This window comes from Metabacillus dongyingensis, from assembly GCF_019933155.2.
Lineage (GTDB): Bacteria > Bacillota > Bacilli > Bacillales > Bacillaceae > Bacillus_P > Bacillus_P dongyingensis.
On sequence record NZ_CP082944.1, the window covers coordinates 3,704,038 to 3,729,115 of the forward strand.

A 25,078-nucleotide genomic window follows, 5' to 3' on the forward strand; every position below is an offset into this window, starting at 1 on the left:
CTCCTTATTCTGCATTCATGCTGAGATCAAGAGATTTGGCGGAATGAGTAAGCATTCCAAGTGAAATAAAGTCCACTCCGGTGTCACCGTATTCAGCCAGATTTTGAAGGGTAATTCCTCCCGAAGCTTCTGTAATAATTGACGGCGGTGTAAGACTTGCAAAAGCTTTAACTTCTTCAGGGGTCCTGTTATCAAACATGATGATGTCCGCCTTTGCTTCTATTGCCTCCAGCAGCTGCTCTTCAGATTCAATTTCAACTTCAACTTTAATCATGTGCCCTGCATGAGCCCTGACCTTTTTTACAGCTTCAAAAATAGAACCGGTGCTTGCAATATGGTTATCTTTAAGCATGATTCCATCATACAAGCCAAATCTGTGATTATATCCGCCGCCGCACCGGACGGCATATTTTTCGATCATTCTCAAACCAGGTGTCGTTTTCCTTGTATCACAAATCTTTGTATGAGCAGAATTCAGGCCTTTTACTGCCTGATTTGTCAATGTAGCTATTCCGCTCATTCTCTGAAGCAAGTTTAAAATGACTCTTTCTCCAGTAAGCAGGGAAGCGATTGGACCTTCAATAACAGCTGCATGTTCGCCTTTATTTATCTGTTCGCCATCACGTTTCAGCAATTTAACTGCTACGCTTTGATCCAAAATTTCATATCCGGTTTTGATTACATCGGCACCCGCAAAAATTCCATTTTCCTTAGCTGTAATAGTGGCTTTTCCCCGCTGAGCTTTTGTAAAAATATACGAGCTCGTAGCGTCATGATCACCAATATCTTCAATAAAGAAAGCATCTAATTGTTTTTTCAGTTTAAGTAAATTCAATTTCCATCACCTCTGAATCATTCTTTAATTCTGTATCATATTTAGAAAGTAGAATTTGTTTTTTTAGCCATAATCGGTCATCTTTATAGGGATGATCTGTTCTAAAGTGACCTCCCCTGCTTTCTGTTCTCTGCAGGGCGGAAGTCACTATAAGCCAGCCGGCTGTCAGCATATTCATTTTTTCATATTCATTATTTGTGAAGTTATTCACATTGATATCCCAAAAAGAGATTGGCCATAAGAATTTTTCAAACCAGCATTTCGCAATTAAAAGTCCTTCTTCAGAACGCTCAATGGCAGCATGGTTTGTCATCATCCATTTTATTTCCTCTTTGGAAGGTAACATAACATCCCTTTTCCTGCTGGTCCTGATTTTCACTTTTTCAGTTTTTTCAATTGCATTTTGAGAAAAATTCAAGATATGCACACCTAAACGGCTGCCAAACACAAGGCCTTCAAGAAGCGAATTGCTCGCCAGCCTGTTTGCACCGTGAACTCCTGTACAAGCAGCCTCTCCTACAGCATATAACTGGCTGACCGAGGTTTTTCCATCTACATCAGTTTTTATGCCGCCCATTAGAAAATGCATTCCCGGGGCTACAGGGATTAAGCCTTCATCTATACTGACACCATATTTTTTGCACATAGCTGAAATCGTTGGAAAGCGGCTTTCAAAGGCTGTAATGGACGAGATGTTAAGGAAAATGCGATGTCCTTTTTTTATCTGTGAAAAAATAGTTCTTGCCACGATATCTCTTGGAGCAAGATCTCCAAATGCATGAACACCTTCCATGAACCGGATTCCATTCTCATTTTGAAGAAAGGCTCCCTCTCCTCTTACTGCTTCAGATATAAGCCCTACACATTGACCATTAATCAGTAGCATCGTCGGATGAAATTGAGTAAATTCCATATCGGTGAGGACAGCACCTGCCCGAAATGCCATTGCAAGTCCGTCACCTGTTATAACGCTTGAATTGGAAGTATGTTTGTAGAGGCTGCCGCAGCCGCCGGTAGCGAGAATGGTATGTCCGGCAAAATGCTGCTGAATGTCGCCTTTTGCATTCCGAGTAAATACCCCCCTGCAAACTCCCCTGCTGATGATAAGATCAAGCGCCATTTCATCTTCTATAATTTCTATGTTTTTACCAAGCTGTGATAATAAAAAATGTACAACTGCTTTTCCTGTGGCATCTCCGCCTGCATGGAGGATTCTGCTGAATCTGTGTGCACCCTCCTGGCCAAGCAATAATTTCCCGTTTGAATCCTTGTCAAATTGAAATCCATCATTTATAAGGGTGAGGACTTCCTTCGTCCCTTGTCTAACAAGCAGTTCAGCAGCAAGAGGATCATTATGATGGGATCCCGCCGTCATTGTATCTTCGAAATGACCCTGCCAGCTGTCATATTTATCCACAGCTGCTGCGATTCCTCCTTGGGCCAGCATAGAATTGCTCTCGTATTTAGTTGATTTTGTCAGAATGGTTACTTTTTTAGAAGATTGAAGCTGAAAGGCTGCAGACAGCGCTGCAATTCCGCTTCCAATAATTAATACATCCGTTTGAGGCACAAAATAACCCCCTATTCTTTACAAGTGTCTTGACACTTATATTTACACAAAACTAAAATAATGACAAGAGATTTTTTTACCCAGAGAGGAGACCTGAATTTTGATCTATTTAGATTATGCAGCTACAGCACCTATAAGCGATGAAGCACTTCTTGTATTCGCCGAGGCTTCAAGAAAAGCGTTCGCAAACAGCAATAGCCTGCATGATGAAGGGGATGCCGCCAGAACGATCTTAGAAGCTTGCCGCAGGAAGATTGCATTGCTGATTGGCGGTACTGCTTCAGGGATTTGCTTTACAAGTGGAGGCAGTGAATCCAATGTGCTTGCCATTGAAACACTCCTTAAAAATGCAGGAAAACATAAAAATCATATTATTGCCTCTGCACTAGAGCATTCTTCTATCTATAATTATTTAAAAACCCTTGAGCAAACAGGATTTGAGGTAACATTTTTATTGCCGGACAAACATGGTAAACTACATGTAGAAGAAATAAGAGATGCCGTCAGAGATAAAACCGCGCTTGTTTCCATTCAACACGCAAATTCTGAAATAGGCTGCATTCAAAATTTAGAGAAAATCGGTCATTTTTTACATGATAAGCTGGTTTATTTTCACAGCGACTGTGTTCAGTCGTTTGGAAAGATCCCCATCAAAGCGGATGAATGGAAAGCGGATGCCATTTCACTTTCCAGCCATAAGGTGTATGGACCAAAAGGTGTCGGCTGTCTCTATTTGAATCCGCGCGAACATTTTAATCCTGTTATACCCGGAGGCACACATGAAAACGGCTATAGAGCAGGAACGGTGAATGTGCCGGGAATTGCCGCATTTACATCTGCCGCCGCAGCAGCATGTTCTGTCATGAACACTGAATTCAATAGACTTGAATCATTGAAAAAAAGTTTTTTTGCAATGCTCACCCACTACAGTGATCATGTTCACATTATTAATAAAGATTTAGATGATCAGCTTCCGACCATTATCGGCCTTATTATTAGGGGAATTGAGGGGCAATATATGCTGCTGGAGAGTAATCGCAGAGGTGTAGCCATTTCCACAGGTACAGCCTGTCAAATTGGCATGCAGATTCCCTCAAAGGCACTGACTGCTGTTGGGCTGACTAATGATGAAGCCCTGCAGTACATCCGCATTTCAACCGGAAAACATACAAAAGCAGAAGATCTTGATAAAATGGCTGGCATCATTGGAAAAGCAATCAGCGAGAAATATAGGGACATGACGGAGGGTCATTATGAACGAAGGTAAAATTCCTGGAACGAAAAGAAGAGAATTAATCCTGAATTGGCTGAAAGAAACGAACGCGCCTATGAAAGGGAGCGAAATGGCAAAAAAAACAAATGTCAGCAGGCAAGTGATTGTTCAGGATATTTCTTTGTTAAAAGCACAAAACGAACCGATTCTTGCAACAAGCCAGGGCTATGTGTATATGAAACAGGAAAATGATGAAATGCCTGCATTTAAGCGCATCATCGCCAGCAGCCATAACCCGGAAGCAACGGCTGAAGAACTGAATATCATTGTCGATTACGGGGTAACCGTCAAAGATGTCATTATTGAACATCCTGTCTACGGGGAATTGACAGCATCCATCATGGTGAGCAATCGCAAGGAAGTGCGGGATTTTATCGAAAAAATTGAGGAAACAAAGGCAGCCTATTTATCACAGCTTACAGAAGGTTTGCACTTGCATACATTAGTAGCGGACCGTGAGGAAAAATTAGCAGAAGTGTGTACTGCTTTAAAAGCAGCAGGATATCTTGTTAGTGAAGAAGATTAAAAAGATTAAAACCGGCTCGCATTTGCGAGCCGGTTATTTTTCAGATCAAATATGCGCTGTACGTTCCGAGAGTCCGAACACCGCAGCCCAAAGCTTCAAGCTCTGCCATTGCCCCGGGAATAAGGACATCATCCATTTTCATATCAATGTCAATGATGAAAAAGTAGTTTCCAAGACCCGTTTTCATTGGTCTTGATTCAATTTTTGATAAATTCAGTTTTCTCCACGAAAAAGCAGATAGAACCTGGTGAAGAGCCCCAGACCGATCTGAAGGCAGTGTAATCATCAGAGTTGTCCTGTCAGTTATCTTATTTGTTTTGGTCTTGATATATGTATGCTGGTTCGGATGCAGCACCGCAAACCGTGTATGATTATGGGTATAATCATGAATATTTTTGCGGACAATTTTGAGATTATATTCTTGTGCTGCTAATTCATTTGCAACAGCCGCCATATTTTCCTCTGGATGCTCCTGGATGTATTTTGCAGCTGCACCTGTAGATGTCGCGTACTCGTACTTTGCTTTAGGCAGATGATGATGAAGAAATTTATGACATTGTGCAATCGCATGGGAATGAGAGTAGACCCTCTCTGCATCTCCCCACGAGTCTTCCCTGGATGGATGAACCATCAAGTGCTGCTGAATAGGCGCCACAATTTCCCCAATGATGGAAAGCGGCTGTTCATGAACGAGGTAATCAATGGTTAAGTTAACAGATCCCTCTAACGCATTTTCGAGCGGGACAACAGCTACGTCAATTTTTCCCTCAGCTACTGCATCCATGCACTGCGGGATGTTCAGAAATGGAACATGCTCAGCATGATCTTCGAAAAACTTTGTAACAGCAAGATGTGTAAATGTTGCTGCTGGACCTAAATAACCAATTTTATATGTCATAAGAAATCCTCTCCCCTAAGCTCCAGATCCTAATATCTCTACTTTCTCTACAAATTCAAGTCGTTTCAGCTTGGCCATGACGCTGTTAATATCTTCTTTCATTCCATTAGTATTTAATGAAAGCGTTACATTTGCCCGACCCTGCAGCGGAATCGTCTGATGAATGGTCAGTACATTGCAGCCAGCTGTTGCAACAACAGCAAGCAGCTGTGATAATGTGCCTGATCTGTCTTCAAGGTGAAAAAAGAGCGTGATAATGCGTTCGTTTACCATTGTGTGAAATGGAAAAACGGCATCACGGTATTTATAATAAGCGCTTCTGCTCATATCTACCCGCTGAACAGCATCAGCAACAGAATCTGCTTTTTTCCGTTCAATCAGTTTTTTAACCTCAAGCGTTTTTCTCATTGCCTCAGGCAGAACGTCTTCCCGCACTAAAAAAAAGGTTTCTTCCTTCATGACCTTCTCCTTTTCTCCATCTGCCTGTGAAAAAAGAAGAGCGGATTAAGGCTCTTCTTCTTTTGGCTACTCAACAAATTCAAATTCGAATTCAAGCAATCGTACAATATCGCCGTCTTTTGCTCCTCTTTGACGAAGCGCTTCGTCGACACCCATTCCGCGCAGCTGTCTTGAGAAGCGTCTGATTGACTCTTCGCGCAGGAAGTTTGTCATCTTAAAGAGATACTCCACTTTCTCTCCTGATACGACAAATGTTCCGTCACTGTCACGGGTAATTTCAAATTCTGCTGCTTCTTTATCGAATTTATAAAGAACACGGTGATCGGAAAGATCCTCTTCCTCATAAAGCGGGAATTCAGGTGTCTTTTCAATTGTGTTCATGATTTCAAATAAAAGTTCGCGAACGCCCTCACGGGTAATAGCAGAGACAGGGAAAATTGGAAGATCATCTTCAAGCTTTTCTTTAAAAGCTGCAAGGTTTTCTTCTGATTCCGGCATGTCCATTTTATTTGCAACAATGATTTGCGGTCTTTCTGTGAGACGGAGATTGTATTCTTTAAGCTCAGCATTGATAGTCAGATAATCTTCATAAGGATCACGGCCCTCGCCGCTTGACATATCAATCACATGAACGATGACGCGTGTTCTTTCAATATGGCGCAGGAATTGATGACCAAGACCCACTCCTTCATGTGCACCTTCAATTAATCCAGGCAGATCCGCCATAACGAAGCTGCGGCCATCTCCGGTTTCAACAACACCAAGGTTCGGTACAAGCGTTGTAAAATGGTATTCGGCAATTTTCGGTTTTGCCGAGCTTACTACAGACAGCAGCGTTGATTTTCCAACACTGGGGAATCCGACTAAGCCAACATCTGCAAGAAGCTTAAGCTCCATGATAATGTTTCGTTCCTGTCCCGGTTCTCCATTCTCAGAAAGCTCAGGAGCAGGGTTTGAAGGTGTTGCAAAACGGCTGTTTCCGCGTCCTCCGCGTCCGCCTTTTGCAATAACAGCCTGCTGTCCATGCTCAGTCAGGTCAGCAATAACCGTTCTTGTTTCTTCTTCCATAACCACTGTGCCCGGCGGAACTTTAACAACCATCGGCGTTGCATTTCTGCCATGCTGATTTTTCGACATGCCGTGCTGTCCGCGGTCTGCTTTGAAATGACGCTGATAGCGGAAATCCATTAATGTGCGCAGGCCTTCTTCAACTTCAAAAATAACGTCAGCGCCTTTACCGCCATCGCCTCCTGCAGGACCGCCCTTTGGTACATATTTCTCGCGGCGGAACGCAACAAGCCCGTTTCCTCCGTCGCCGCCTTTTACATATATTTTCACCTGATCTATAAACATGGTAATCCTCCGCTCCAAGCCAATTATGCGACACCGACCGCAACGGTCAGTTCATCCGGGGAAAGTTCATAATGCATTACTGACACTTGATTTTTTTCATTTGATTTTAACCAATTTAATAACAAAGCTTTCTCTGTTATTATGCCATTAAAATCAAAAAAGAATCGAACTTGTCCCTGATTGGCTTCTGTTTCTATTGTGATGCTCAAATGATTCTCTGTACACCTGTCAACGGAATCATCAAGAATCTGAAAGAACTGCTTACACCACTCGGTAACCTTCAGATCGTATTCCGACAAGTCACTAATGGCCCCAAGGACTTCATACTCCAGAGAATAGTGATGCCTTTTCCAGTTGAACGTCATTAAGAGGCTTGCAAATGACAGCATTTTTAAATTGCAAAGCTTCGATTCGCTTTGTGTTTCGATGACGATTTCTTCAATAATCTGCTGTACGCGATCGTGTCTATTTAATGATAAGTTTCCTTTGATTAATTGCAGTTTATTCATCCAATCGTGACGTGAATGACTTAACACATCGACAATATTCCACTCTTCATTTGTTTTTTTCATGTCGGCACTCCTACTCCCTTTTCTCTATTCTTTTCTCTAGGAGCTTCAAGACTTGGAAACTGAATGTCGTACTAAATTATAACAAACTATCCGGGGGAAAATAAGTGCAATTTGAAAAAAGCAAGAGGAAATCAATGATATGGGGAGGTTTTCCTGATAATAATGACTGTTTTCACTAGGGTTGCCGCTTTGCGTATGTGAATCAGTCCGCATTATTTCGTTATCATCCCCGCTTAAAAAAAGGGGGCTAAAAACAGCGTTCTAAAATAAAGAAAAACTCTAACCAGAGGCTAGAGTTTTCCTAAAAGAAATTATGCTTCTTGTGCTACAGGATATACGCTAACTTTTTTACGGTCACGTCCGAAACGCTCGAAACGTACAACTCCGTCCACTTTCGCGAAAAGAGTGTCGTCACCGCCGCGGCCAACGTTTTCACCTGGGTAAATTTTCGTTCCGCGTTGACGGAAAAGGATAGAACCACCGCTTACGAATTCGCCATCCGCACTTTTAGCACCAAGGCGCTTTGAGATTGAATCACGACCGTTCTTGGTAGAACCTACTCCTTTTTTAGAAGCGAAGAACTGAAGATCTAAATTTAAAAACATTCTAGTCCACCTCCTGCTGATTGTTATTTATCGTTATTTTTATGAAATGTCCATAGTTCAATTCAATTGACTGCAGCGATACGAGCATGCCTTCAAGCAGCAGCTGAGCCTGTTCGCCCGCTTTATGCCCGGGTTCATGAGGCAGCTGAAACGAAAGAAATCCTCCGTCTCCTCCCTGCTCGATAATCGGCGTTATTCCTGTTAACTTATGTATCGCATTAACAGCGCCAAATGTGACAGCAGATGCTCCGGCACAGACAATATCCTTTCCATGTACATCGAAATCGGCATGTCCAGATAATGTAAAGGATTCAATTAAACCGCTGCTGTTGCGGTTAATGACTGCTTTTATCATCTTAAAAGGCCTTAAGCGTTGATTGCGTCAATAACAAGTTTCGTGTATGGTTGACGATGACCTTGTTTTTTGCGGTAGTTTTTCTTAGCTTTGTATTTGAATACAGTGATCTTTTTAGCGCGGCCTTGTTTTTCAACTTTCGCTGTAACAGTCGCACCATCAACGATCGGGCTACCAACTTTCACGTCATCTCCGCCAATGAATAAAACTCTGTCAAAAGTAACAGTGTCGCCTTGTTCACCAGCAAGCTTTTCAACGTAGATCGCTTGACCAGCTTCTACTTTGATTTGTTTTCCACCAGTTTCAATAATTGCGTACATTCCTATGCACCTCCTAATTAGACTCAGACTCGCCAGCAAACAGGTGATCCGGAGCAATCCGAAAAACTTTATACCTGCATCTGTGCGGTTGTAGCACGGGTGCTACAATCAATAACATAACAATACTATCAAAATAGGGTTATGAATGTCAATTATATTTTATCTTTATTTTTTATTAGGCGTTGAATCATTTCGCGGTCTCCAAGCTGCACAATTTGATATTGATCGCTCCATTCTGTCTTCTCTGTCAAAAAGATCTCAAAGTGCAGGGCCTTTTCTAACCGTTTAAGATGCTCATCATTTTTGCCTCTGAATGCTACTGCAGCATCAGAAGGAAGTTCTATTAAAGCAGCCTCTTGCTCCATGTACTGCAGTTCCCATAACTCCCGTTCAATTTTAAAAGCGATTGTTTCAGGCGACAGCACGTGTCCTGTCCCGCTGCAGAACGGACAATGACACGTGATAAGCGATGCCAAATCGGGACGCACGCGTTTTCGGGTCATTTGAAAAATGTTCATTTGGGAAAAACCGAGCATTCTAGTTTGAACTCTGTCACTCTTTGATTCCCTGAGCATTTCATGCAAGATGGCCTGCCTGTCCTCCTGCCGGGGCATATCAATGAAATCAATGATAATCATTCCGCTCAAATTGCGCAGTCTGATCTGTCTTGCTGCTTCTCTAGCCGCTTCTAAATTCGTCTTTATCACCGTATCCTGCAGGGAGGACTTCCCAGAAAATTTTCCTGTATTCACATCAATAGCTGTTAATGCTTCTGTCTGATCAATAACCAAGTAGGCGCCATTTTTCAGCCAGACAATCCGTTTCAGCGCTTTTTCTATTTCCTGTTCAATTTTGTACGCATCAAAAACAGGCTGTTTTGATTGATGAAAAAGCACTTCCAGGGTCTCATACCTGCTTTTCAAATCCCGCGCAAGATCGCTGTCATCACAAACGATCTGATGAAGCGTATCAGGATTGATTTCCCGTATTATCCGGTCAAAGAAAGGCGTGCCTTCTGTTAAAAGAGCAGGAGCCTTCGTATTTGCATGAAGCAAAGCCGCATATTTTTTCTTCAAATAACAAAATTCTTTATGCAGGGTTTCTTCTGTCTGTCCGCTTGCAGCAGTCCTGAAAACAAGTCCTTCATTTTCTTCGCAAAAATGAGATCCAATGAATTGGAGCCGCTCCCTTTCAGATGGATCCTCTATTTTTTTTGAAACAGCGGTATAGCCGGAAGTCGGCATATATACGAGATATTGTCCGCCAAATTCAAGGTTTGCTGTCAGTTTTGGCCCCTTATGTTCAGTTGCTTCTTTTGCAACCTGAACCAAAATCTGCTGTCCTTCTCTAAGCTTGGCTGACTTTAATTCAGGAGGGAGATCATTTACTGAAAGATATCCGTTCTTTTCCTCCCCGATATCGATGAATGCAGCCTGCATTCCCTGAAGAACATTCAAAACACGGCCCGCATAAATGCTGCCGGCCGTTTCATTTATATGGTGGATGTGAATTTCTTGAACAAGATTTCCTTCAAGCAGCACGCAGCGATTTTGACTGCCTTTTGCATTTAAAACTAACGTACGCAATGATCATCCTCTTTTCTATAGATGTGCTTTCTCATATTTACTCATTTTATCAGACCCCCGTCAATAATCATAATTCAGCTCGCCGACAGTCGACTGTGTTCGCTTATCAGCAAAAAAGGCATGAAGAAGCTCATTTTCATCCAGCTCAAACAGCTTTTTTCCATTTCGTTCAACAATAATAGGGTGCTTGCACCCTCTTCTGAATTTCAGCAGCGTTTGATAGATGGACTCTCCTTCATCTACAATAATCGGCTTTAAGGTCCCTGGATCCTGCTGGTTTCCATAATACCTCTCGAGCAAAAACCTCATGCTCACAAAACTGCGGTGTTTATATTCCATATATATGGAATAAATAAGGAAACCCCCGATTACCCACACGTTAAGCTGCTGCGGGTAAAAAACAAGAAAAATGAGCAGATACAGACCTAAGCACATAGCAGAAACCAAAAGCATTGTCTGGTGTGCATCCTGATAAGACCGTTTCATGGACACAAGCAAAAACAGCAATTTCCCTCCGTCAAGCGGCCAGATAGGCAACAGATTGAACAAGAGAATCATGACATTATAAAAGGTGAAGAGCTGATACGTCTCATAACTAAATAATCCTGAAGCCTGTAAAAGATAAGCTGCTCCCTGAAGAGGAATATGCTGCAGGGGACCGGCAGCAATCGTCAGCAGCTCTTCCTTCAATGGTCTATTGCCGTGCTCCTCCACTTCAGCCACACCCCCAAAAGGCAGGAGAACAATGGATTTCAGGCGCCAGTTGAAATGTCTGGCTGTCATGGCATGGCCCAGTTCATGAATGAGAATAATCGACAGCAGGATCAGCAGTGACTGAAAATGAGCCGTCATAATCGAAATCCCCATGATTAACCACAGAATAGGGTGAATATGAATGTGCAGTAAAACAGATAAATATTTAGTCAAAGGATATCACCTGAATTGGGTCGATAAATTGATCACCCTTTTTAATAGCGAAATAATACGTCCCTTTTTGATCTTCTGCCGCTTTGATTTTGCCGATTTCTTTTCCGCTTTCTACAAAATCATAAAGTGACACCTTCACTTCTTCAAGGTTGCCGTACCAGCTCTCAGTTGAATCATCGTGCTGTACAACCACCGTCAAGCCAGATCCCTCTTTCTTCCCAATCTCAACCACAATTCCTTCATTCATTGCTTCAACAAGATTGCTGCTCGTCTCAACCATTACACCCTGGCCATTATCTTTAAACGTCTCAAGCACTTTTCCTGAAGCCGGAGCCGTAAATTCGGTATCTTCAGGCTTAGGAGCCTGATCGGAAGTTTTTATCAGGGCCAGCGGGTCTCCAAACTGATCTCCGTACCACTTTGAAATCATCGCAAACTGAAAATCCTCTTCAAATGTGCTAGTGACCACACTCTGAACCTTTTCAAAAGGCGGCGAATCATTCTTAAAAACAATCGCGGCCGCGAGAACTAAACATGCTCCAATCAGCAGTTTAAACATAAACACATCCGGTTTAAATAATGGATGGGAGCCGCCTCCTTCTCCCCCCGGATCATATGTGTGATAAGCGGAGCCTCCATATTTTTCTTCATCATCTGTGAATGACAGATTGGGCAGCTGTTTTTGAGGTTCCATCCTCTCAGCTCCTAAACTGCGGTCCCGTTTTCTTTTTGCCATTCTCCTGCGCAAATCATCCGCTCGATTCCCCATTGCCACACCCATCCCCTCGGATCACATTTACTCAATTTTATGCCTTGTCCTCAAGGAATATGACAAGCCTAAAAGAACAGGATCATTGCGTTTAAATGAGCAGCAGAAAAATCTCAAAACAAAAAAACAGCCTCTGAATATTCAAAGGCTGCTTTAATACTTATACTCTAACGCCGAAAAAGCGTTTAATTTTTGTAATAACACCTGGATTAGCATCTTCTAATGATTGCAGAGGAATCGATTCGCCAAGGATGCGGCGGGCAATGTTCCGGTATGCAATGGATGCGCGGTTGTTTGAATCCATGGCGATCGGCTCACCGTTATTTGAAGCTTTAATGACATCGTCATCATCTGCTACAATTCCGATTAAATCAATTGATAGGTGCGTAACAATTTCATCCACATCCAGCATATCCCCATTTTTCACTAAATGATTGCGGATTCGATTGATAACTAGCTTCGGAGGCTCAATGGCCTCTTCTTTTTCAAGCAGGCCGATAATGCGGTCTGCATCGCGTACGGCTGATATTTCAGGAGTCGTCACGACGATGGCCTTGTCAGCTCCTGCAATAGCGTTTTTAAAGCCTTGCTCGATGCCGGCAGGACAATCAATTACAATATAGTCATAGTCCTGTTTCAGCTCCTCCACCAGCTTTTTCATCTGCTCAGGATTAACAGCTGATTTATCGCTCGTCTGCGCAGCAGGGAGCAAATAAAGCCTGTCTTCAAAACGTTTATCTTTTACAAGCGCCTGATGAATTTTACATCGGCCATCAACAACATCCACCAAATCGTAAATGATGCGGTTTTCAAGCCCCATTACAACATCGAGGTTGCGCAGGCCGATGTCTGTATCAATGAGACATACCCGTTTTCCTAAAATCGCTAAAGATGTTCCTAAATTAGCAGAAGTTGTTGTCTTTCCAACTCCGCCTTTGCCAGAGGTAATAACGATAGCCTCACCCACGGTCAAATTCCCCCTTCAAACCTTGTCAAGTTAGGTCGTAAATGAGTCAACTGCTGAAGTCGATCAATGATGATAGATTCATTTTCATCTATGTAAGCACATTCCATCTCGTGCTTTTCTGTCTGAATATAATCAGGGGCACGGTTTACGATGTCACAAATTCTGATTTGCGACGGCTTCATCACCGATGCGGCGATGACAGCAGATTTGTTCCCGTTATATCCAGCATGCGCAATGCCTCTAAGCGTCCCCATAATAAAGATGTTTCCGCGGGCAATAACAGTGCCTCCCGGGTTAACATCTCCGATCAGGAGCAAATCGCCTTCAACTTTAAGAACCTGTCCGGAGCGAATCATTTTAGCAACAGAGACCACTTCTGCTTCTTTTTTCATTTGCAGGGCATGATCCTTTGTAACAACATTGCTTTCAAATGTTTCAACAACCAGATTTCGTTTTTTTTGTATAACAGCTTCAATTTGATCCTGCTGTTTTTTATGAAGCAGACGGTTACCCGCTTTGACGTTAACGGTGATATATGGCCCATCTTCATGAATGTATTGCTTTAAGGACAACATTTGCTCAAGTTCATTCAGCAGCTCTTCAAAAGAACATGAATCATCGAGATGCAGCGTTAATCCATCTTTTGTACCTTTTATTGTGACAAATTGCTGTTTCTGAGCCTTCATGACGTTCACCTCAACGACTATACTATTTCGACAGATAGATGCAATCTCCCTCTTTTTTATAAGAGAATTTTGATAGAAAACCGGCTGATGATCCAACATGTCTGCCGCAACGATAGTAGTCTGCCAGAATGTGATTCATCAATAAACGCTAATCATCCAGATAATCCATTTTTACTTTCGATATAAAGCGGCTCATTGGGTAAATCAGGACGATTGCCCCGACAGAATTAGCAGCAAGTGTAGGCAAAAGTCTCAAATTAGTAAAATCATAGAATGACAGATTGGAGTAGCCGATCAGCATTTGAATGCCATACGAGTAGAATTCCAAAAGTGTAACAGCAAGCAACGACAAGAAAAGCACAACGAGCATATTTCCCTGCAGTGCTTTTAAAGCTTTTGAAATTAAATAAGCGAACAATGGATAGGCAAATAAATAAATGCCAAGTATTTCTGTGTATACAATGTCATGCAGCAGTCCAAAAACCATGCCGTAAATCAGCCCTGATTTTTGACTGTAATATGCCGTAATATAAACAATCGCGAGCATGACAAAGCGCGGGATAATGACTTGGTTGTCATTTGTGAATGGAAGCTCAATCAAAACAACAAAGGTGCTTTCGGAAATGAAAATAAATAAGATTAAAAGAGGAAGGAGAATACGATTCATTATTCTTCCTCCTCCTCTGGATCCATATTATCGATATCAATCGTTTCTTTCACGCGTTCTGTTACAAAAACACGGTCAATATTATAAAGATCAGCTTCAGGTTTGATATAGGCCATTTGTGAAAGTCCGTAGGAATCCGGCTCTACCTCCATTACTTCACCAATAACAAGACCTTCAGGGAATATTCCGCTGCTCCCTGACGTGACTACCTTCTGCCCTTTTTCGATTTTAACATCCGATTCAATTTTTTTGAGCAGCAGCGCTTTTTTCTTCTCATCATATCCTTCGATCAATCCGAAAATATTTGGCTGCCCGTCCTTGCCCTGTATTTCAGCTGCAATCCGGTTTTTGCGGTCCGGAGAGCTTAATAGCTGAACAGTTGAATTGAATTTTGATGTATTTTTTATTTTTCCGATTAATCCTTTATCCGTGATTACGGCCATATCCTTCTGAATGCCGTGCTGTGATCCCTTATCAATGGTAATCAGGTCAAACCAGCGGCCCGGATCTGGATTTCGTGCAATCAAAGTGGCAACGATTGGATTGTATTCTCTAAGTGATTCTTCGGCACCGATTTCAGCCCGAAGCTTTTCGTTATCTCGTTTCAGCTCCTGAAGCTCGGTCTCGATTTTCATATGCTCGTCAATTTTGCTTTTAAGCAATTTATTTTCTTCATATGTATTTTTCAAATCGCCGACATTCTCAAAGAAGCCCGCTACATATTGTGCGGGCTTATGAAATACAGTTTGGAATAATCCTGTTGAATCTTTAACAAATTGTTCTGGCCATGTTAGCTGTCTGTCTTCTTTTAAAGAATACCCAATCAATGCCACTAAAAAGATGATACTAACCAGCAACAATATAAGACGTTTATTCAAGAAAAACTGTGGCATGTGACTTTTACACCCTCTTAATGTTTATTTCACAATTAGCGGCTGTCTCTTGCTTTTGTTTTGAACAAATGAATATGCTCAAGAGCTTTCCCTGTACCGATTGCAACACAATCAAGCGGGTTTTCTGCAATTAAAACAGGCATGTTTGTTTCTTCGCTGATCACTTTATCAATGTTGCGAAGCAAAGCTCCGCCCCCAGTAAGAACGATGCCGCGGTCCATAATATCAGCCGCAAGCTCAGGCGGTGTTTTTTCAAGTGTGTTTTTAACAGAATCAACAATCGAGTTGACCGTATCGCGCAAAGCTTCTGCAATTTCCTTAGCCGTAATTTCAATTGTCTTTGGAAGGCCTGTGAGTAAATCACGGCCGCGAATGTCCATATTATCGACACCTTCAGCTGATCCTGCAGAACCAATTTCCATTTTAATAGATTCTGAAGTACGGTCGCCAATCATTAAGTTATATGTTTTGCGGATATAGTTGACAATGGCATCGTCCATTTCGTCACCGGCAACGCGGATGGATTGAGACGTAACAATTCCTCCAAGAGAAATAATGGCCACTTCTGTCGTACCTCCGCCAATATCAACTACCATGCTTCCAGTTGGTTCCCAGACAGGAAGATTCGCACCGATTGCAGCTGCAAACGGCTCTTCAATCGTATAAGCATCGCGTGCGCCTGCTTGTCTTGTCGCATCAATGACTGCACGCTCTTCTACTGCTGTAATGCCGGAAGGAACACAGACCATAACATATGGCTTACTGGAGAAAACACCTTTACCTTTTGTTGCTTGTTTTATGTAATACTTCATCATTGATGCAGTTGTTTCATAATCGGCAATTACGCCATCTTTCATCGGGCGGAGCGCTACAACATTTCCAGGTGTGCGTCCAATCATATTTTTTGCGTCATTTCCTACGGCTACGATAGACTTAGTGTCTGTCTGCATCGCTACAACCGAAGGCTCGCGAACCACAATTCCTTTTCCTTTAACGAAAACAAGGGTATTTGCTGTACCCAAATCTATACCAAGGTCTCTTGTCCCAATTCCAAACATCAGATGTATCTCCCTTTCTAAAAACCGAATTACTTTCTACTATTTATTTTCAAATGTCATATGAGAACTAAAAAAACTCATAAACATTATTATAGCGTAATTACGCAAAAATAAAAGTGTTACAAATATCCTTTTTCTTTTAAACTCACATATTTTTGCTCACCGATAATAAGATGGTCCAAAAGCTCTATCCCCAACATTTTACCACACTCTGTTAATCTTTTTGTAACTTCAATGTCTTCACGGCTTGGAGTCGGGTCTCCCGAGGGGTGATTATGGATGCAAATAATTGAAGCGGCCGATCGTTTCAAAGCTTCTTTGTACACTTCGCGGGGATGGACAATTGAGGCATTGAGGCTGCCGATAAAAACAGTTTGTTTATGAAGCACTTGGTTTTTCGTATTTAAATAGAGGCAAACGAAATGCTCCTGTGATAAAAAGCGCATTTCTTCCATTACATAATTCGCACCGTCTTGAGGAGACTTGATGACATATCTGTCTTCGTATGTGAGGCGGTTAATTCTTCTGCCCAGCTCAAGTGAAGCGAGGATCTGCACGGCCTTCGCTTCCCCGATTCCAGAGATGCTTGTCAGTTCCGCAGCAGATGCTTCTTTAAGAAACCTTAATCCTTCAAAATGATTGAGCAGCCTGTTTGAAAGCTGGAGAACAGATTCCTTTTTTGAACCTGTTCTAAGCAATATAGCAAGCAGCTCGTGATTTGCAAGACTTCCAGGACCGTCATGAATTAATCTTTCACGCGGCCTGTCTTCTTCAGGGAAATCATGGATTTTTAAGACTTCCAATCGCCGTCTCCTCCTATTTGTCCTCTCTGCTTCTGCTCTTTTATTTAAGTGAAAACCCTGCCTTCTTCAGCTCTCTGATTGTACGAGCAACAGGCAATCCGACAACAGAAAAGTAGTCGCCTTTTATTTCTTTTACAAATAACGAACCGAGCTCTTGAATTCCATATGATCCTGCTTTATCCATCGGCTCCTCAGTATCAATGTAATCTTCAATTTCTTCTTCTGAAATTGGCCAGAAAGTTACATCTGTCTGTTCATAAAACACAATTTTCTCTTCTTGAAATAAAATGGCAACCCCCGTTAAGACCTGGTGGGTATTGCCTGATAATTTAGCAAGCATCTGCTTTGCTTCTTCTGTATTGGCCGGCTTGCCTAAAATTTCATCCTTATAGACAACAACTGTGTCTGCTCCAAGCACAAACGATTCAGTGAAACGCTCCGCTACTGCTGCAGCTTTTTGCTCTGCAAGCGACATCACAATATCAGGAGGCGCGAGCAATGGATCCACAACTTCTTCTACATCACTGATTACAACTTCAAAAGGCACATGTACATTCTCAAGCAGTTCTTTTCTGCGCGGAGAACCTGATGCCAAAATAAGGTGCTGCTGCATCCTTCAACATCCTTTCACTCGGTTTAAAAGGGAGATACATTCGTATCGTAGCAAACCCTGCAGGGATACACAAATAGGAATAATCAAATTTTCGGGTTTAGGCGTTACTAAAAAACAAAAAAAATTGCCCTCATGAGGACAACCTTCATTTTAATGAAACTAAGAGATCCATAAGCTTTTGCTGTGCTTCCCACCCTGTCTTTTCACTAACATCTTCTTTAAGAAGCATGGATATATCTGTTAGATCCTTTTTGACGGCAACAAGATTCTCATCTTTCAGTTTTAATTTGTTCAGTTCTGTCAGGATAGCATCAGATTTCGTGTCAACATCATTTGCCTTGCCTGTGACTGCTGATGAAGATAATGTGACCAACGATTTAAAATGATTGATAAGGGCACTTGCGTCTTCATTCGTTTTCATTGAAAATACAGCACTTTTCCCGCTCCACGGCTCGATGGCGCTTGATTGGTAAACATTGCTCAAACCATCTGTTTCCTGTTTTGCGTTTCCGACTCCCCCATATACAAAGTATGAGCCGTCTTCCTCAACTGTTATAGCGGGAAACCCATTGCTTTTCATGTCAGCCGCTGTTGTTTCTGCACCTTCTTTAGATGAAAATTTTCCAATTTGCGCGAAGTACAGCTGAATGTCTGCTGAAGAACTGCCAGAACCTGCACCTGCTTCTTTTGAATCGGCTTGAGCAGCCGCTTGGTCTGTCTCAGCGCCTGCACCGGCCTGCTGCAGTGCTGCCGGCAAATCCTCATTTGAAATAAAATTCAATGCAACAAATCCGAAGCTCACACCAAGCACAATCGCCAGTATGATGGTAACCGCATATTGCTTAAATGGATAAGAGCTTAATGGATTCTTTATGCCAGTGCCGAAGTAAGGTGAGCCCTTCCCTTTAGATGCTGTCTTTTTAGGAGCGACTACTTTTGGATCATCCTGAAACACTTCACCGTCATCCTCAGGCAAAACCCAGGAAAAATCATCCTCTTTCTTGGCATCGGAAGCCGCTACTTCTTTTTCAGCCATTACTTTCTCATCCCAGCTTAGAACAGGAAAATCCAAAGAGACCCCTTCTTGGTCTTTTTCGTCCGACTTCTTTTTCTGCTGTTTCACACTTTTCAGGTTGCGTTCTTCTCCATTGATCTTGATCTTAATAGCATTTGCCTGCTGCTTGTCCAATTTAACACCCCCCATCTGAAACGATTCTCATATCTGAATTCCATGCTAGCATACGAAAATAAAAAAAGAACAAGACATTTGTCGTCTTGTTCAGAAAGGTTTTCGTCAAATAATCACCCTATTCGTCATCCTCAGTTGCAAGCGACGGAGTAAGTGGGATATTTATTGCTTGGCTGCGGAGCAGCCACCTTAGGGGTTTCCTCGTATAGATCCTGCAAACCATCTGCATAAAAAGCTGAAACCTGCATTCTGACTTGGAAAAAAGCAGAAAGCGTGTCAAACAGCAGGATAAAGAATGTGACATTTGCCGAAAGTGAAGATGCTTTGCTGCCGCCTGCTGCTTCCGTTGAAACTGCTGCAGAAACCAGCCGGAAGCATCAAAAACGGACAGACACAAGAAGCAGCTGAGCTGCTCCACCATAGGGACAGGGACCATTCGCTGTAATTCTACAGAATTTACACCAGGCATGCTTTCTGTCGAAGTCTTGCCGCTTGTTAATAGTGAAAACTGTATTAGCTGCATTTTTCTTGAAGAAACCAGTGTCTGTTGATTACTAAAAATAGACGCCTGCATACAGGCAACAAGTTGAAGGACAGCTGCAATCAAAAGGATAATTGGGATTCTTTGTTCCCCAGAATCACTTTCACGCACTCCATCGACTCAGACTTTTTCTGTTTTTTCTCCTTCAGTTATATATAGTGTCCTCTTATTTAATTATCCTTCAAGTCTTCTTACACCGAAAGTTCATCCAAAATAAGGGATAGAGTCTTAAAATCCTGAATGACACCGTTCGAATAAGCCCATTCCAGCAGAAAACGCTCCTGCAAAAACTGGGGTATAAAAGGACTTGCCTGATTCATTTCAACTACCGGATAACCTCATCCTTAATTGTGAAATTATTGTTTTTACTTAACAAAAATGAACATATATCCATTACTTTACTTCCAAGCCTAATAACCGATTATTTTGAAATACCACTGAAGCAGCTCTTGCCCGTAAAAATAAGCTGCGATGGTTCCAACCATAATTGACGGACCAAAAGGAATCGGCTGCTTACGCTTCACTTTACCCGTCATAATCGCAAGTACTCCAATGATGGAACCAACAACACAAGATAAAAAGAAGGATAGCAGAACGAGCTTCCAGCCGATTGCAAGACCAAGTACTGCAAACAGTTTAATATCTCCTCCGCCCATACCCTTCCCTTTACTCAATATGGCGATTCCATAAAGCAAAATGAAACCGGCAACAGCGCCAATCAGCGGATTCCACCATGGTGTCAGCGGAATGAAGATCCTCTCTATAACAAACAACCCGGCAAAAAACAAAAGAACTTTATCTGGAATAATCATATATTTCATATCCGAAACGAAAATTATCATGAACAGAGAGATCAGAGTTAATGCAATAACCAATTCTTTTGACCATCCCGCCAGCAGAGGTGATATCGCAAAAAGAATTGCCGTCTTCAGCTCCACAAACGGATAAAGCGGAGATATCCGCATCCTGCACTTCCGGCATTTTCCGCCCTGTAAAAGATAAGAAATAACAGGAATAAGCTCACCTGCTGTTAAAGTATGATGACACCCCGGACAAGCTGAACGGGGCGCAGCAATGGATTCTTTATTTGGTACACGGATACCGACTACGTTGAAGAAGGACCCTAGTAGGAGACCGTAGAAGAATAAAAAAATATTAGCCATTTTTATTATTCCGAAATTATCCATATACAGAAATTGTATTAGGTGGATTATCTATATCATCAAGGTTACTAATAGCTTCTAATGTACTGTTAGTAAATGTAATTGTTCCGTCATTTACATTTGCATTACCTGATAAAGTCATTGAATTTAAATTTGCTTTTACAGAAAAATCCACTATGAAATTTACGTTTTCCAAATTACCTCCCAGGTCACCATCTTCTAAGATTCCATCAGCTCGAACTTCATCAGTAGAAGAATATAGTCTTGCAACATTTAATATATTTGCAGCTTCAGCTTTACCTGCATCTTCGCACGAATTTTGTATTACATTCCCAATACCAGGCACAGCATTAGCAGCGATAATCCCCAAAATAACAACAACCTCAATAAGCTCGATCAGGGTTAATCCTCGTTCGTTCTTTAACACCTTTTTAAACATATCTTTCTCTCCTTCAACTAGTAAATTAGCAATATATCACTTTATATAGAACGTAGTCATTATAGCATGTAAAACTGGGTTAAATTGTTAATTTTTTGTTGAGATTTAATTATTATTGTTGAATATAACTGACAATGGTACTAGATGAAACTCACTACTCCTCCTACAATTCCCTGCAAGAAAACAATTATTAGCGGTTCGATCAGAGATTTCAATCTATCTGCTGCCTGTTCGGCTTCGCCTTCACAAAAATCGGCCATTTTAGAATACATTTCATTAAGTAAACCCTATCCTTCTCCTATTGCGGTCATACGGGTCACAAGAGGCGGAAAAAACCAATGATCTTTCATTGATTCTGTTAACGAGTTTCCTTTTCCAGCGCGTTTCGTGATTCCTTCTCTTGAAATCACTTCATTTTCCAAGATATTTTCAACAATGGAGATAGCCTGCTATATCTGAACTGAACTTGAAAACAAAGAACTAAAAGTTATGTGGGCGAGGCGGACAGCGGTATGCTTGCAGCAAATAATAATGAATTCAGAACAGAACCAAAAGTGATTGATGCCTTTCTATATTCAAACCAAACTCTAGAAATGTATGGTATAGGATTCAATATTAAAATTAAAGGTGGAGTATACGGATCAAATGTTATTTTAAATGCGACAAAAGGAGACACCCGGGATACCCTAAGGGTTTGTTTGTGTGTGGATTGGCTGGTTATGGGAGAGTGTGAATACATACTTGACCCGGCAACTAAAATCATATTTGAAGTTTGTACTTCTCCAAAAATCAAAATGATTTTGCACTAAATTCACGCCTTAGAAACAATTGATCAAAAAATCGAATAAAACCAAAAACCAGCACCCATTAAGGATGCTGGTTTTCTATTTCACATACTCCGCCACACGGTTCCGTCCTGCCTGTTTGGCTCCAATATACATGGCACGGTCAGCATGTCTGATGAGGTCAAGCGGTCCCTCTGCATCATAAGGAGCAGTTGCGTATCCTATGCTTGCAGTAATCGAGATGGAATGTCGCTTGCCGAAGGTCTGAATGTCCTGGTCAATCATGAAAGGCCGGTTTGCAATGGTTTTTCGAATTCCTTCAGCGAAGGCAAAGCATGCCATCTTGTCCACGTTCGGCAGGAGAATGACAAACTCTTCTCCCCCATACCGCGCAACAGTGCCCCGTTCTCCGATAAACTTTACAAGCCGGTCTGCGAGTGCGATCAGGATTTCATTTCCGGCCTGATGACCATACGTATCATTCACTTTTTTGAAGTGATCAATGTCGAGCAGAATGAGAGATAAATGGTTCAGCTGAGTGCTGCCAAGTTTAAAATACTCCGATTCAAGCAGCTTCTCCATGTACCGATAGTTAAAGAGACCTGTGAGCGCACAGCGTTCACTTTGTTTTTTCGTTTCCTCATAGCTTCTTGCATTGTCAATCGCAACACCGAGATAGGCAGTTAATAAATCAACAATCATCAGCTGTGAATAGTCGTAGGACCGTTTTTTGTTAGAGGCAAGAACGACAATGCCTACGACCTTTTGGTTTCTGACAATGGGGACGCCAATCAAGCTTTCAATAGTTTCAGGCAGCAGCGTTTTCTCAAGCTTTGCCCAATGTTCCCTTTTTTTGTAGAGGACGCTTTTCTTTTTTGCATACACTAATCCGCTGATTCCATGATGGACAGAGATCGTTTCTTTCGTACCAGTTACTATCTGTCCATTTTCAAGCTTTCTGATAACTTTGAGCTCGTAATCATTCACGACATCAATGATGTAAGCATAATCCGCATTGATCATGGATGTCAGTTTATCAATATAGACATCCAAGACTTCTTTTACTTCCAGTCTTTCTGTAAGCTGATGCCCGATCTCACTTGCTTGCTGCAGATATGAATTCAATCGCTGGCTATTGGACAGCAGGAGCAGGATAAAGGAGATTCCAACGAATGGTATTCCCACATAGAACAGAGCTTCTAAGCCTAAATCTTCATATAATATGAACAGCATTATTCCCACCGGCAGGAACATGAGCGTCGTGAAAATCTCCCATAAAAAATCCTTTGAAAAGAATTTTTCTTTGTTTTTATAGAAAAAACCTCTGATCACATGCTGAAGAAAAAAGTGATTTGTCAGGCAAATTGTGAACGCATATATGATAACTTTAGTTAAGAACTCAAGAGTGAATTCTGTTTGTCCATGTGTTCCGCCAATGGCATAGTAGACAGCAGCCCCTGCAACAGAGACGATTAGAAACATCAATGAATTTGTAGGATAGCGGTGGATTTCTCTTAAACCTACGCGAAGCTTGATAAGAAGAACTGTAAGGGAAATCTGCATTAGTATCATTTCAACTAATGGCCCGAAAAGCAGGAAGACGGAAATTGAAACACCCTGAGCGAAAAAAACAGGAGTTTCGTTCACGATAATAGGAAAGATGGAAACAATACACATTAATAACAGGAATGTTGCAATAGCCAGTTCATTACCCGCTATCATCGGCGGCCAAAAATAATAAGCTGCACATAAAGCTGCCGGAAATAGAATGGCCCACGACACCCATAATACAATCTTAAGATTTTTTTCCATGTACTGTCCCCCTCTCTCTATCTTTAAATTTATTATTTTTATATTTTAACAAAAATTCAGATATCTGTCATTTGTTATTAGGACTATCAACCTAATCTTTCGATAAGAAATTTCGACAAAAAGGCCTAACTTCTGAGATAAAGTAAAGAGAACCGGTCACTAGGAAAACATCTTTTAATTCGCCTGCTTCCATCATTTTTAGAAAAGCAGCTTTCCAATCATCTTCAAAATCCTTTTTTCCATGTCTGCATGCCTGAAAAAGCTCTTCTGCCGAAGCAGCTCTTGGAAAATCAAAAGTCGTAAAATGCATACTATCTGCAATAGATGAGAGGATATCAATCATCGGAGTGTATTCCTTATCTTTTAAAGCCGAAAAGAGAATATGAATCTTTTTGCCGTGATAATGGCGCTTCATCGCAGCAGTAAGACTCTCTACGCCCTCTTTATTATGAGCCCCGTCCACAATGACCGCTGGGTACTCTGATAGCTGTTCAAATCTGCCGTTCCAGCTGGTCTGCAAAAGTCCTTTAATCACATGCTGCTCATCAATATGAAATAATTCCTTCGAACGCAAATAATCAAGTGCCATTACTGCAAGAGCCGCATTCTGAACTTGATGCTCTCCGCGCATTGATATTTCAAGGTTCTTATAATAGCTGAAAGGAGTCTTCATTTCGAACCTTTCTCCTCTTGGAAGGGGCTGATGATTCAAAACCGGAAAAGTATCATGGTAAACGGCAGCGTTCATGTCTTTTGCCTTTTGGTTTATTACATTTAATGCCCGTTCATCTGTAACAGATGTCAGCATAGGAATGCCCTCCTTGATGATTCCTGCTTTTTCACCGGCGATTTCTTCTATTGTATTGCCAAGAATATTCATGTGATCAAAACCGATGCTTGTAATCATTGTTAAGATCGGCTCTGCAATATTGGTTGAATCATATGTGCCGCCAAGACCGGTTTCCAGCAGCAAAATATCTGTTTTTTCATGTCTCCCAAAATAATAGAAAGCCATGGCTGTGATTACTTCAAATTCAGTCGGTCCGCCAAGCTCAGTGTCTTCAAGTTCATCTGCAAGCGGACTGATCATATTAACTAAAAACAGCATTTCTTCATCAGATATAGGTTTGCCGTTCATGCTGATTCTCTCGTTGAATGTTTCCAGGAACGGAGAGGTGAATGTACCTGTCGTGTACCCTGCTTCTTGAAGAACATTGCGCATATATGCAATGGTTGACCCTTTGCCATTTGTGCCTGCAACATGAATGGCGCGAATTTGTTTATGGGGATTATTTAATTTTTCCATCATCCAGGTCATCCGCTTCAATCCGGGTTTAATGCCGAATCTTAGACGCGAATGAATCCAGTCTACCGCTTCCTCATAAGTTTGAAACATATCATATACCCCTTTTCT

Annotated in this window: 28 protein-coding genes and 1 other annotated feature; of the genes, 3 read left to right on the forward strand and 25 right to left on the reverse strand. The window is 41.7% G+C overall.

All coding sequences use genetic code 11. From position 1 onward, the window contains the following. Positions 1 to 4 precede the first annotated feature (4 nt). Positions 5 to 835: a carboxylating nicotinate-nucleotide diphosphorylase gene (gene nadC / locus K8L98_RS18425; RefSeq protein ID WP_223436954.1), complete on the reverse strand. Its 831-nt coding sequence runs from the start codon at positions 833 to 835 to the stop codon at positions 5 to 7. Beyond that, on the reverse strand, positions 822 to 2,405 hold the full coding sequence (gene nadB / locus K8L98_RS18430) for an L-aspartate oxidase (protein ID WP_223436956.1): 1,584 nt from the start codon (positions 2,403 to 2,405) through the stop codon (positions 822 to 824). Before nadB ends, nadC begins: the two co-directional genes overlap by 14 nt. Positions 2,406 to 2,505: 100 nt before the next feature. On the opposite strand from nadB, the gene K8L98_RS18435 reads away from it, so the two are divergent. Both K8L98_RS18435 and K8L98_RS18440 read left to right on the forward strand, forming a co-directional pair. Beyond that, complete coding sequence (locus K8L98_RS18435) at positions 2,506 to 3,672, forward strand: IscS subfamily cysteine desulfurase (RefSeq protein ID WP_223436958.1); 1,167 nt, start codon at positions 2,506 to 2,508, stop codon at positions 3,670 to 3,672. After that, a complete protein-coding gene (locus K8L98_RS18440; RefSeq protein ID WP_223436960.1) occupies positions 3,659 to 4,204 on the forward strand; it encodes a transcription repressor NadR in 546 nt (181 codons plus the stop codon). The genes K8L98_RS18435 and K8L98_RS18440 overlap by 14 nt, the downstream gene beginning before the upstream one ends. 40 nt (positions 4,205 to 4,244) lie before the next feature. On the opposite strand, the gene pheA is transcribed toward K8L98_RS18440, so the two are convergent. From pheA to K8L98_RS26720, 21 genes are all read right to left on the reverse strand, one after another. Further along, positions 4,245 to 5,102 carry a prephenate dehydratase gene (gene pheA / locus K8L98_RS18445; RefSeq protein ID WP_223436961.1) on the reverse strand — a complete coding sequence of 286 codons (858 nt, stop codon included), beginning with the start codon at positions 5,100 to 5,102 and terminating at the stop codon, positions 4,245 to 4,247. Between the two features lie 15 nt (positions 5,103 to 5,117). After that, the gene (locus K8L98_RS18450) at positions 5,118 to 5,561 is read right to left on the reverse strand and encodes an ACT domain-containing protein (protein WP_223436963.1); all 444 of its coding nucleotides are present in this window, start codon (positions 5,559 to 5,561) and stop codon (positions 5,118 to 5,120) included. Between the two features lie 66 nt (positions 5,562 to 5,627). After that, entirely contained in the window at positions 5,628 to 6,914 is a 1,287-nt protein-coding gene (obgE, locus tag K8L98_RS18455) for a GTPase ObgE (protein WP_223436964.1), read from the reverse strand. 23 nt (positions 6,915 to 6,937) lie between these two features. Continuing rightward, on the reverse strand, positions 6,938 to 7,486 hold the full coding sequence (locus tag K8L98_RS18460; protein ID WP_223436966.1) for a sporulation initiation phosphotransferase B: 549 nt from the start codon (positions 7,484 to 7,486) through the stop codon (positions 6,938 to 6,940). A 311-nt stretch (positions 7,487 to 7,797) separates the two neighbouring features. Next, positions 7,798 to 8,091, reverse strand: coding sequence for a 50S ribosomal protein L27 (gene rpmA / locus K8L98_RS18465; RefSeq protein WP_223436968.1), 294 nt, complete (start codon positions 8,089 to 8,091; stop codon positions 7,798 to 7,800). A 1-nt stretch (position 8,092) separates the two neighbouring features. After that, positions 8,093 to 8,446, reverse strand: a complete 354-nt coding sequence (locus K8L98_RS18470) for a ribosomal-processing cysteine protease Prp (RefSeq protein ID WP_223436969.1) — start codon at positions 8,444 to 8,446, stop codon at positions 8,093 to 8,095. An 11-nt stretch (positions 8,447 to 8,457) separates the two neighbouring features. Continuing rightward, positions 8,458 to 8,766, reverse strand: a complete 309-nt coding sequence (gene rplU, locus K8L98_RS18475) for a 50S ribosomal protein L21 (RefSeq protein WP_070879462.1) — start codon at positions 8,764 to 8,766, stop codon at positions 8,458 to 8,460. Positions 8,767 to 8,781: 15 nt separating this feature from the next. Next, positions 8,782 to 8,866: a sequence feature (ribosomal protein L21 leader region), on the reverse strand. A gap of 52 nt (positions 8,867 to 8,918) precedes the next feature. Beyond that, positions 8,919 to 10,352 carry an Rne/Rng family ribonuclease gene (locus K8L98_RS18480; RefSeq protein ID WP_223436971.1) on the reverse strand — a complete coding sequence of 478 codons (1,434 nt, stop codon included), beginning with the start codon at positions 10,350 to 10,352 and terminating at the stop codon, positions 8,919 to 8,921. A gap of 60 nt (positions 10,353 to 10,412) precedes the next feature. Next, a complete protein-coding gene (locus K8L98_RS18485) occupies positions 10,413 to 11,279 on the reverse strand; it encodes a M50 family metallopeptidase (protein WP_223436973.1) in 867 nt (288 codons plus the stop codon). Further along, on the reverse strand, positions 11,272 to 12,048 hold the full coding sequence (locus K8L98_RS18490) for a M23 family metallopeptidase (protein WP_223436974.1): 777 nt from the start codon (positions 12,046 to 12,048) through the stop codon (positions 11,272 to 11,274). Before K8L98_RS18490 ends, K8L98_RS18485 begins: the two co-directional genes overlap by 8 nt. A gap of 160 nt (positions 12,049 to 12,208) precedes the next feature. Continuing rightward, the gene (gene minD, locus K8L98_RS18495; protein WP_223436976.1) at positions 12,209 to 13,015 is read right to left on the reverse strand and encodes a septum site-determining protein MinD; all 807 of its coding nucleotides are present in this window, start codon (positions 13,013 to 13,015) and stop codon (positions 12,209 to 12,211) included. A 2-nt stretch (positions 13,016 to 13,017) separates the two neighbouring features. Further along, the gene (gene minC, locus K8L98_RS18500) at positions 13,018 to 13,701 is read right to left on the reverse strand and encodes a septum site-determining protein MinC (protein WP_223436978.1); all 684 of its coding nucleotides are present in this window, start codon (positions 13,699 to 13,701) and stop codon (positions 13,018 to 13,020) included. 148 nt (positions 13,702 to 13,849) lie between these two features. Then, positions 13,850 to 14,368: a rod shape-determining protein MreD gene (mreD, locus tag K8L98_RS18505; RefSeq protein WP_223436980.1), complete on the reverse strand. Its 519-nt coding sequence runs from the start codon at positions 14,366 to 14,368 to the stop codon at positions 13,850 to 13,852. Then, the gene (gene mreC / locus K8L98_RS18510) at positions 14,368 to 15,261 is read right to left on the reverse strand and encodes a rod shape-determining protein MreC (RefSeq protein WP_223436982.1); all 894 of its coding nucleotides are present in this window, start codon (positions 15,259 to 15,261) and stop codon (positions 14,368 to 14,370) included. The genes mreD and mreC overlap by 1 nt, the downstream gene beginning before the upstream one ends. 35 nt (positions 15,262 to 15,296) lie before the next feature. Continuing rightward, on the reverse strand, positions 15,297 to 16,319 hold the full coding sequence (locus K8L98_RS18515; protein ID WP_223436984.1) for a rod shape-determining protein: 1,023 nt from the start codon (positions 16,317 to 16,319) through the stop codon (positions 15,297 to 15,299). 119 nt (positions 16,320 to 16,438) lie between these two features. Continuing rightward, positions 16,439 to 17,122: a RadC family protein gene (gene radC / locus K8L98_RS18520; protein WP_223436986.1), complete on the reverse strand. Its 684-nt coding sequence runs from the start codon at positions 17,120 to 17,122 to the stop codon at positions 16,439 to 16,441. 40 nt (positions 17,123 to 17,162) lie between these two features. Continuing rightward, positions 17,163 to 17,735: a Maf family protein gene (locus K8L98_RS18525; RefSeq protein WP_223436988.1), complete on the reverse strand. Its 573-nt coding sequence runs from the start codon at positions 17,733 to 17,735 to the stop codon at positions 17,163 to 17,165. A gap of 145 nt (positions 17,736 to 17,880) precedes the next feature. Beyond that, the gene (locus K8L98_RS18530; protein WP_223436990.1) at positions 17,881 to 18,924 is read right to left on the reverse strand and encodes a hypothetical protein; all 1,044 of its coding nucleotides are present in this window, start codon (positions 18,922 to 18,924) and stop codon (positions 17,881 to 17,883) included. 951 nt (positions 18,925 to 19,875) lie between these two features. Further along, the gene (locus K8L98_RS18535) at positions 19,876 to 20,628 is read right to left on the reverse strand and encodes a prepilin peptidase (protein WP_223436992.1); all 753 of its coding nucleotides are present in this window, start codon (positions 20,626 to 20,628) and stop codon (positions 19,876 to 19,878) included. Between the two features lie 16 nt (positions 20,629 to 20,644). Beyond that, complete coding sequence (locus K8L98_RS18540) at positions 20,645 to 21,067, reverse strand: type IV pilin protein (RefSeq protein WP_223436994.1); 423 nt, start codon at positions 21,065 to 21,067, stop codon at positions 20,645 to 20,647. Positions 21,068 to 21,207: 140 nt separating this feature from the next. Next, on the reverse strand, positions 21,208 to 21,339 hold the full coding sequence (locus K8L98_RS26720) for a hypothetical protein (protein ID WP_338036988.1): 132 nt from the start codon (positions 21,337 to 21,339) through the stop codon (positions 21,208 to 21,210). 240 nt (positions 21,340 to 21,579) lie between these two features. Between K8L98_RS26720 and K8L98_RS18545 the strand changes: the two genes are divergently transcribed. Continuing rightward, a complete protein-coding gene (locus tag K8L98_RS18545; protein ID WP_223436996.1) occupies positions 21,580 to 21,876 on the forward strand; it encodes a hypothetical protein in 297 nt (98 codons plus the stop codon). Positions 21,877 to 21,951: 75 nt separating this feature from the next. Here the strand turns inward: K8L98_RS18545 and K8L98_RS18550 are convergent, their stop codons facing one another. Together K8L98_RS18550 and K8L98_RS18555 are read right to left on the reverse strand one after the other, a co-directional pair. After that, on the reverse strand, positions 21,952 to 23,664 hold the full coding sequence (locus tag K8L98_RS18550; protein ID WP_223436998.1) for a sensor domain-containing diguanylate cyclase: 1,713 nt from the start codon (positions 23,662 to 23,664) through the stop codon (positions 21,952 to 21,954). Positions 23,665 to 23,755: 91 nt separating this feature from the next. After that, complete coding sequence (locus K8L98_RS18555) at positions 23,756 to 25,060, reverse strand: bifunctional folylpolyglutamate synthase/dihydrofolate synthase (RefSeq protein WP_223437000.1); 1,305 nt, start codon at positions 25,058 to 25,060, stop codon at positions 23,756 to 23,758. Positions 25,061 to 25,078: the final 18 nt, after the last annotated feature.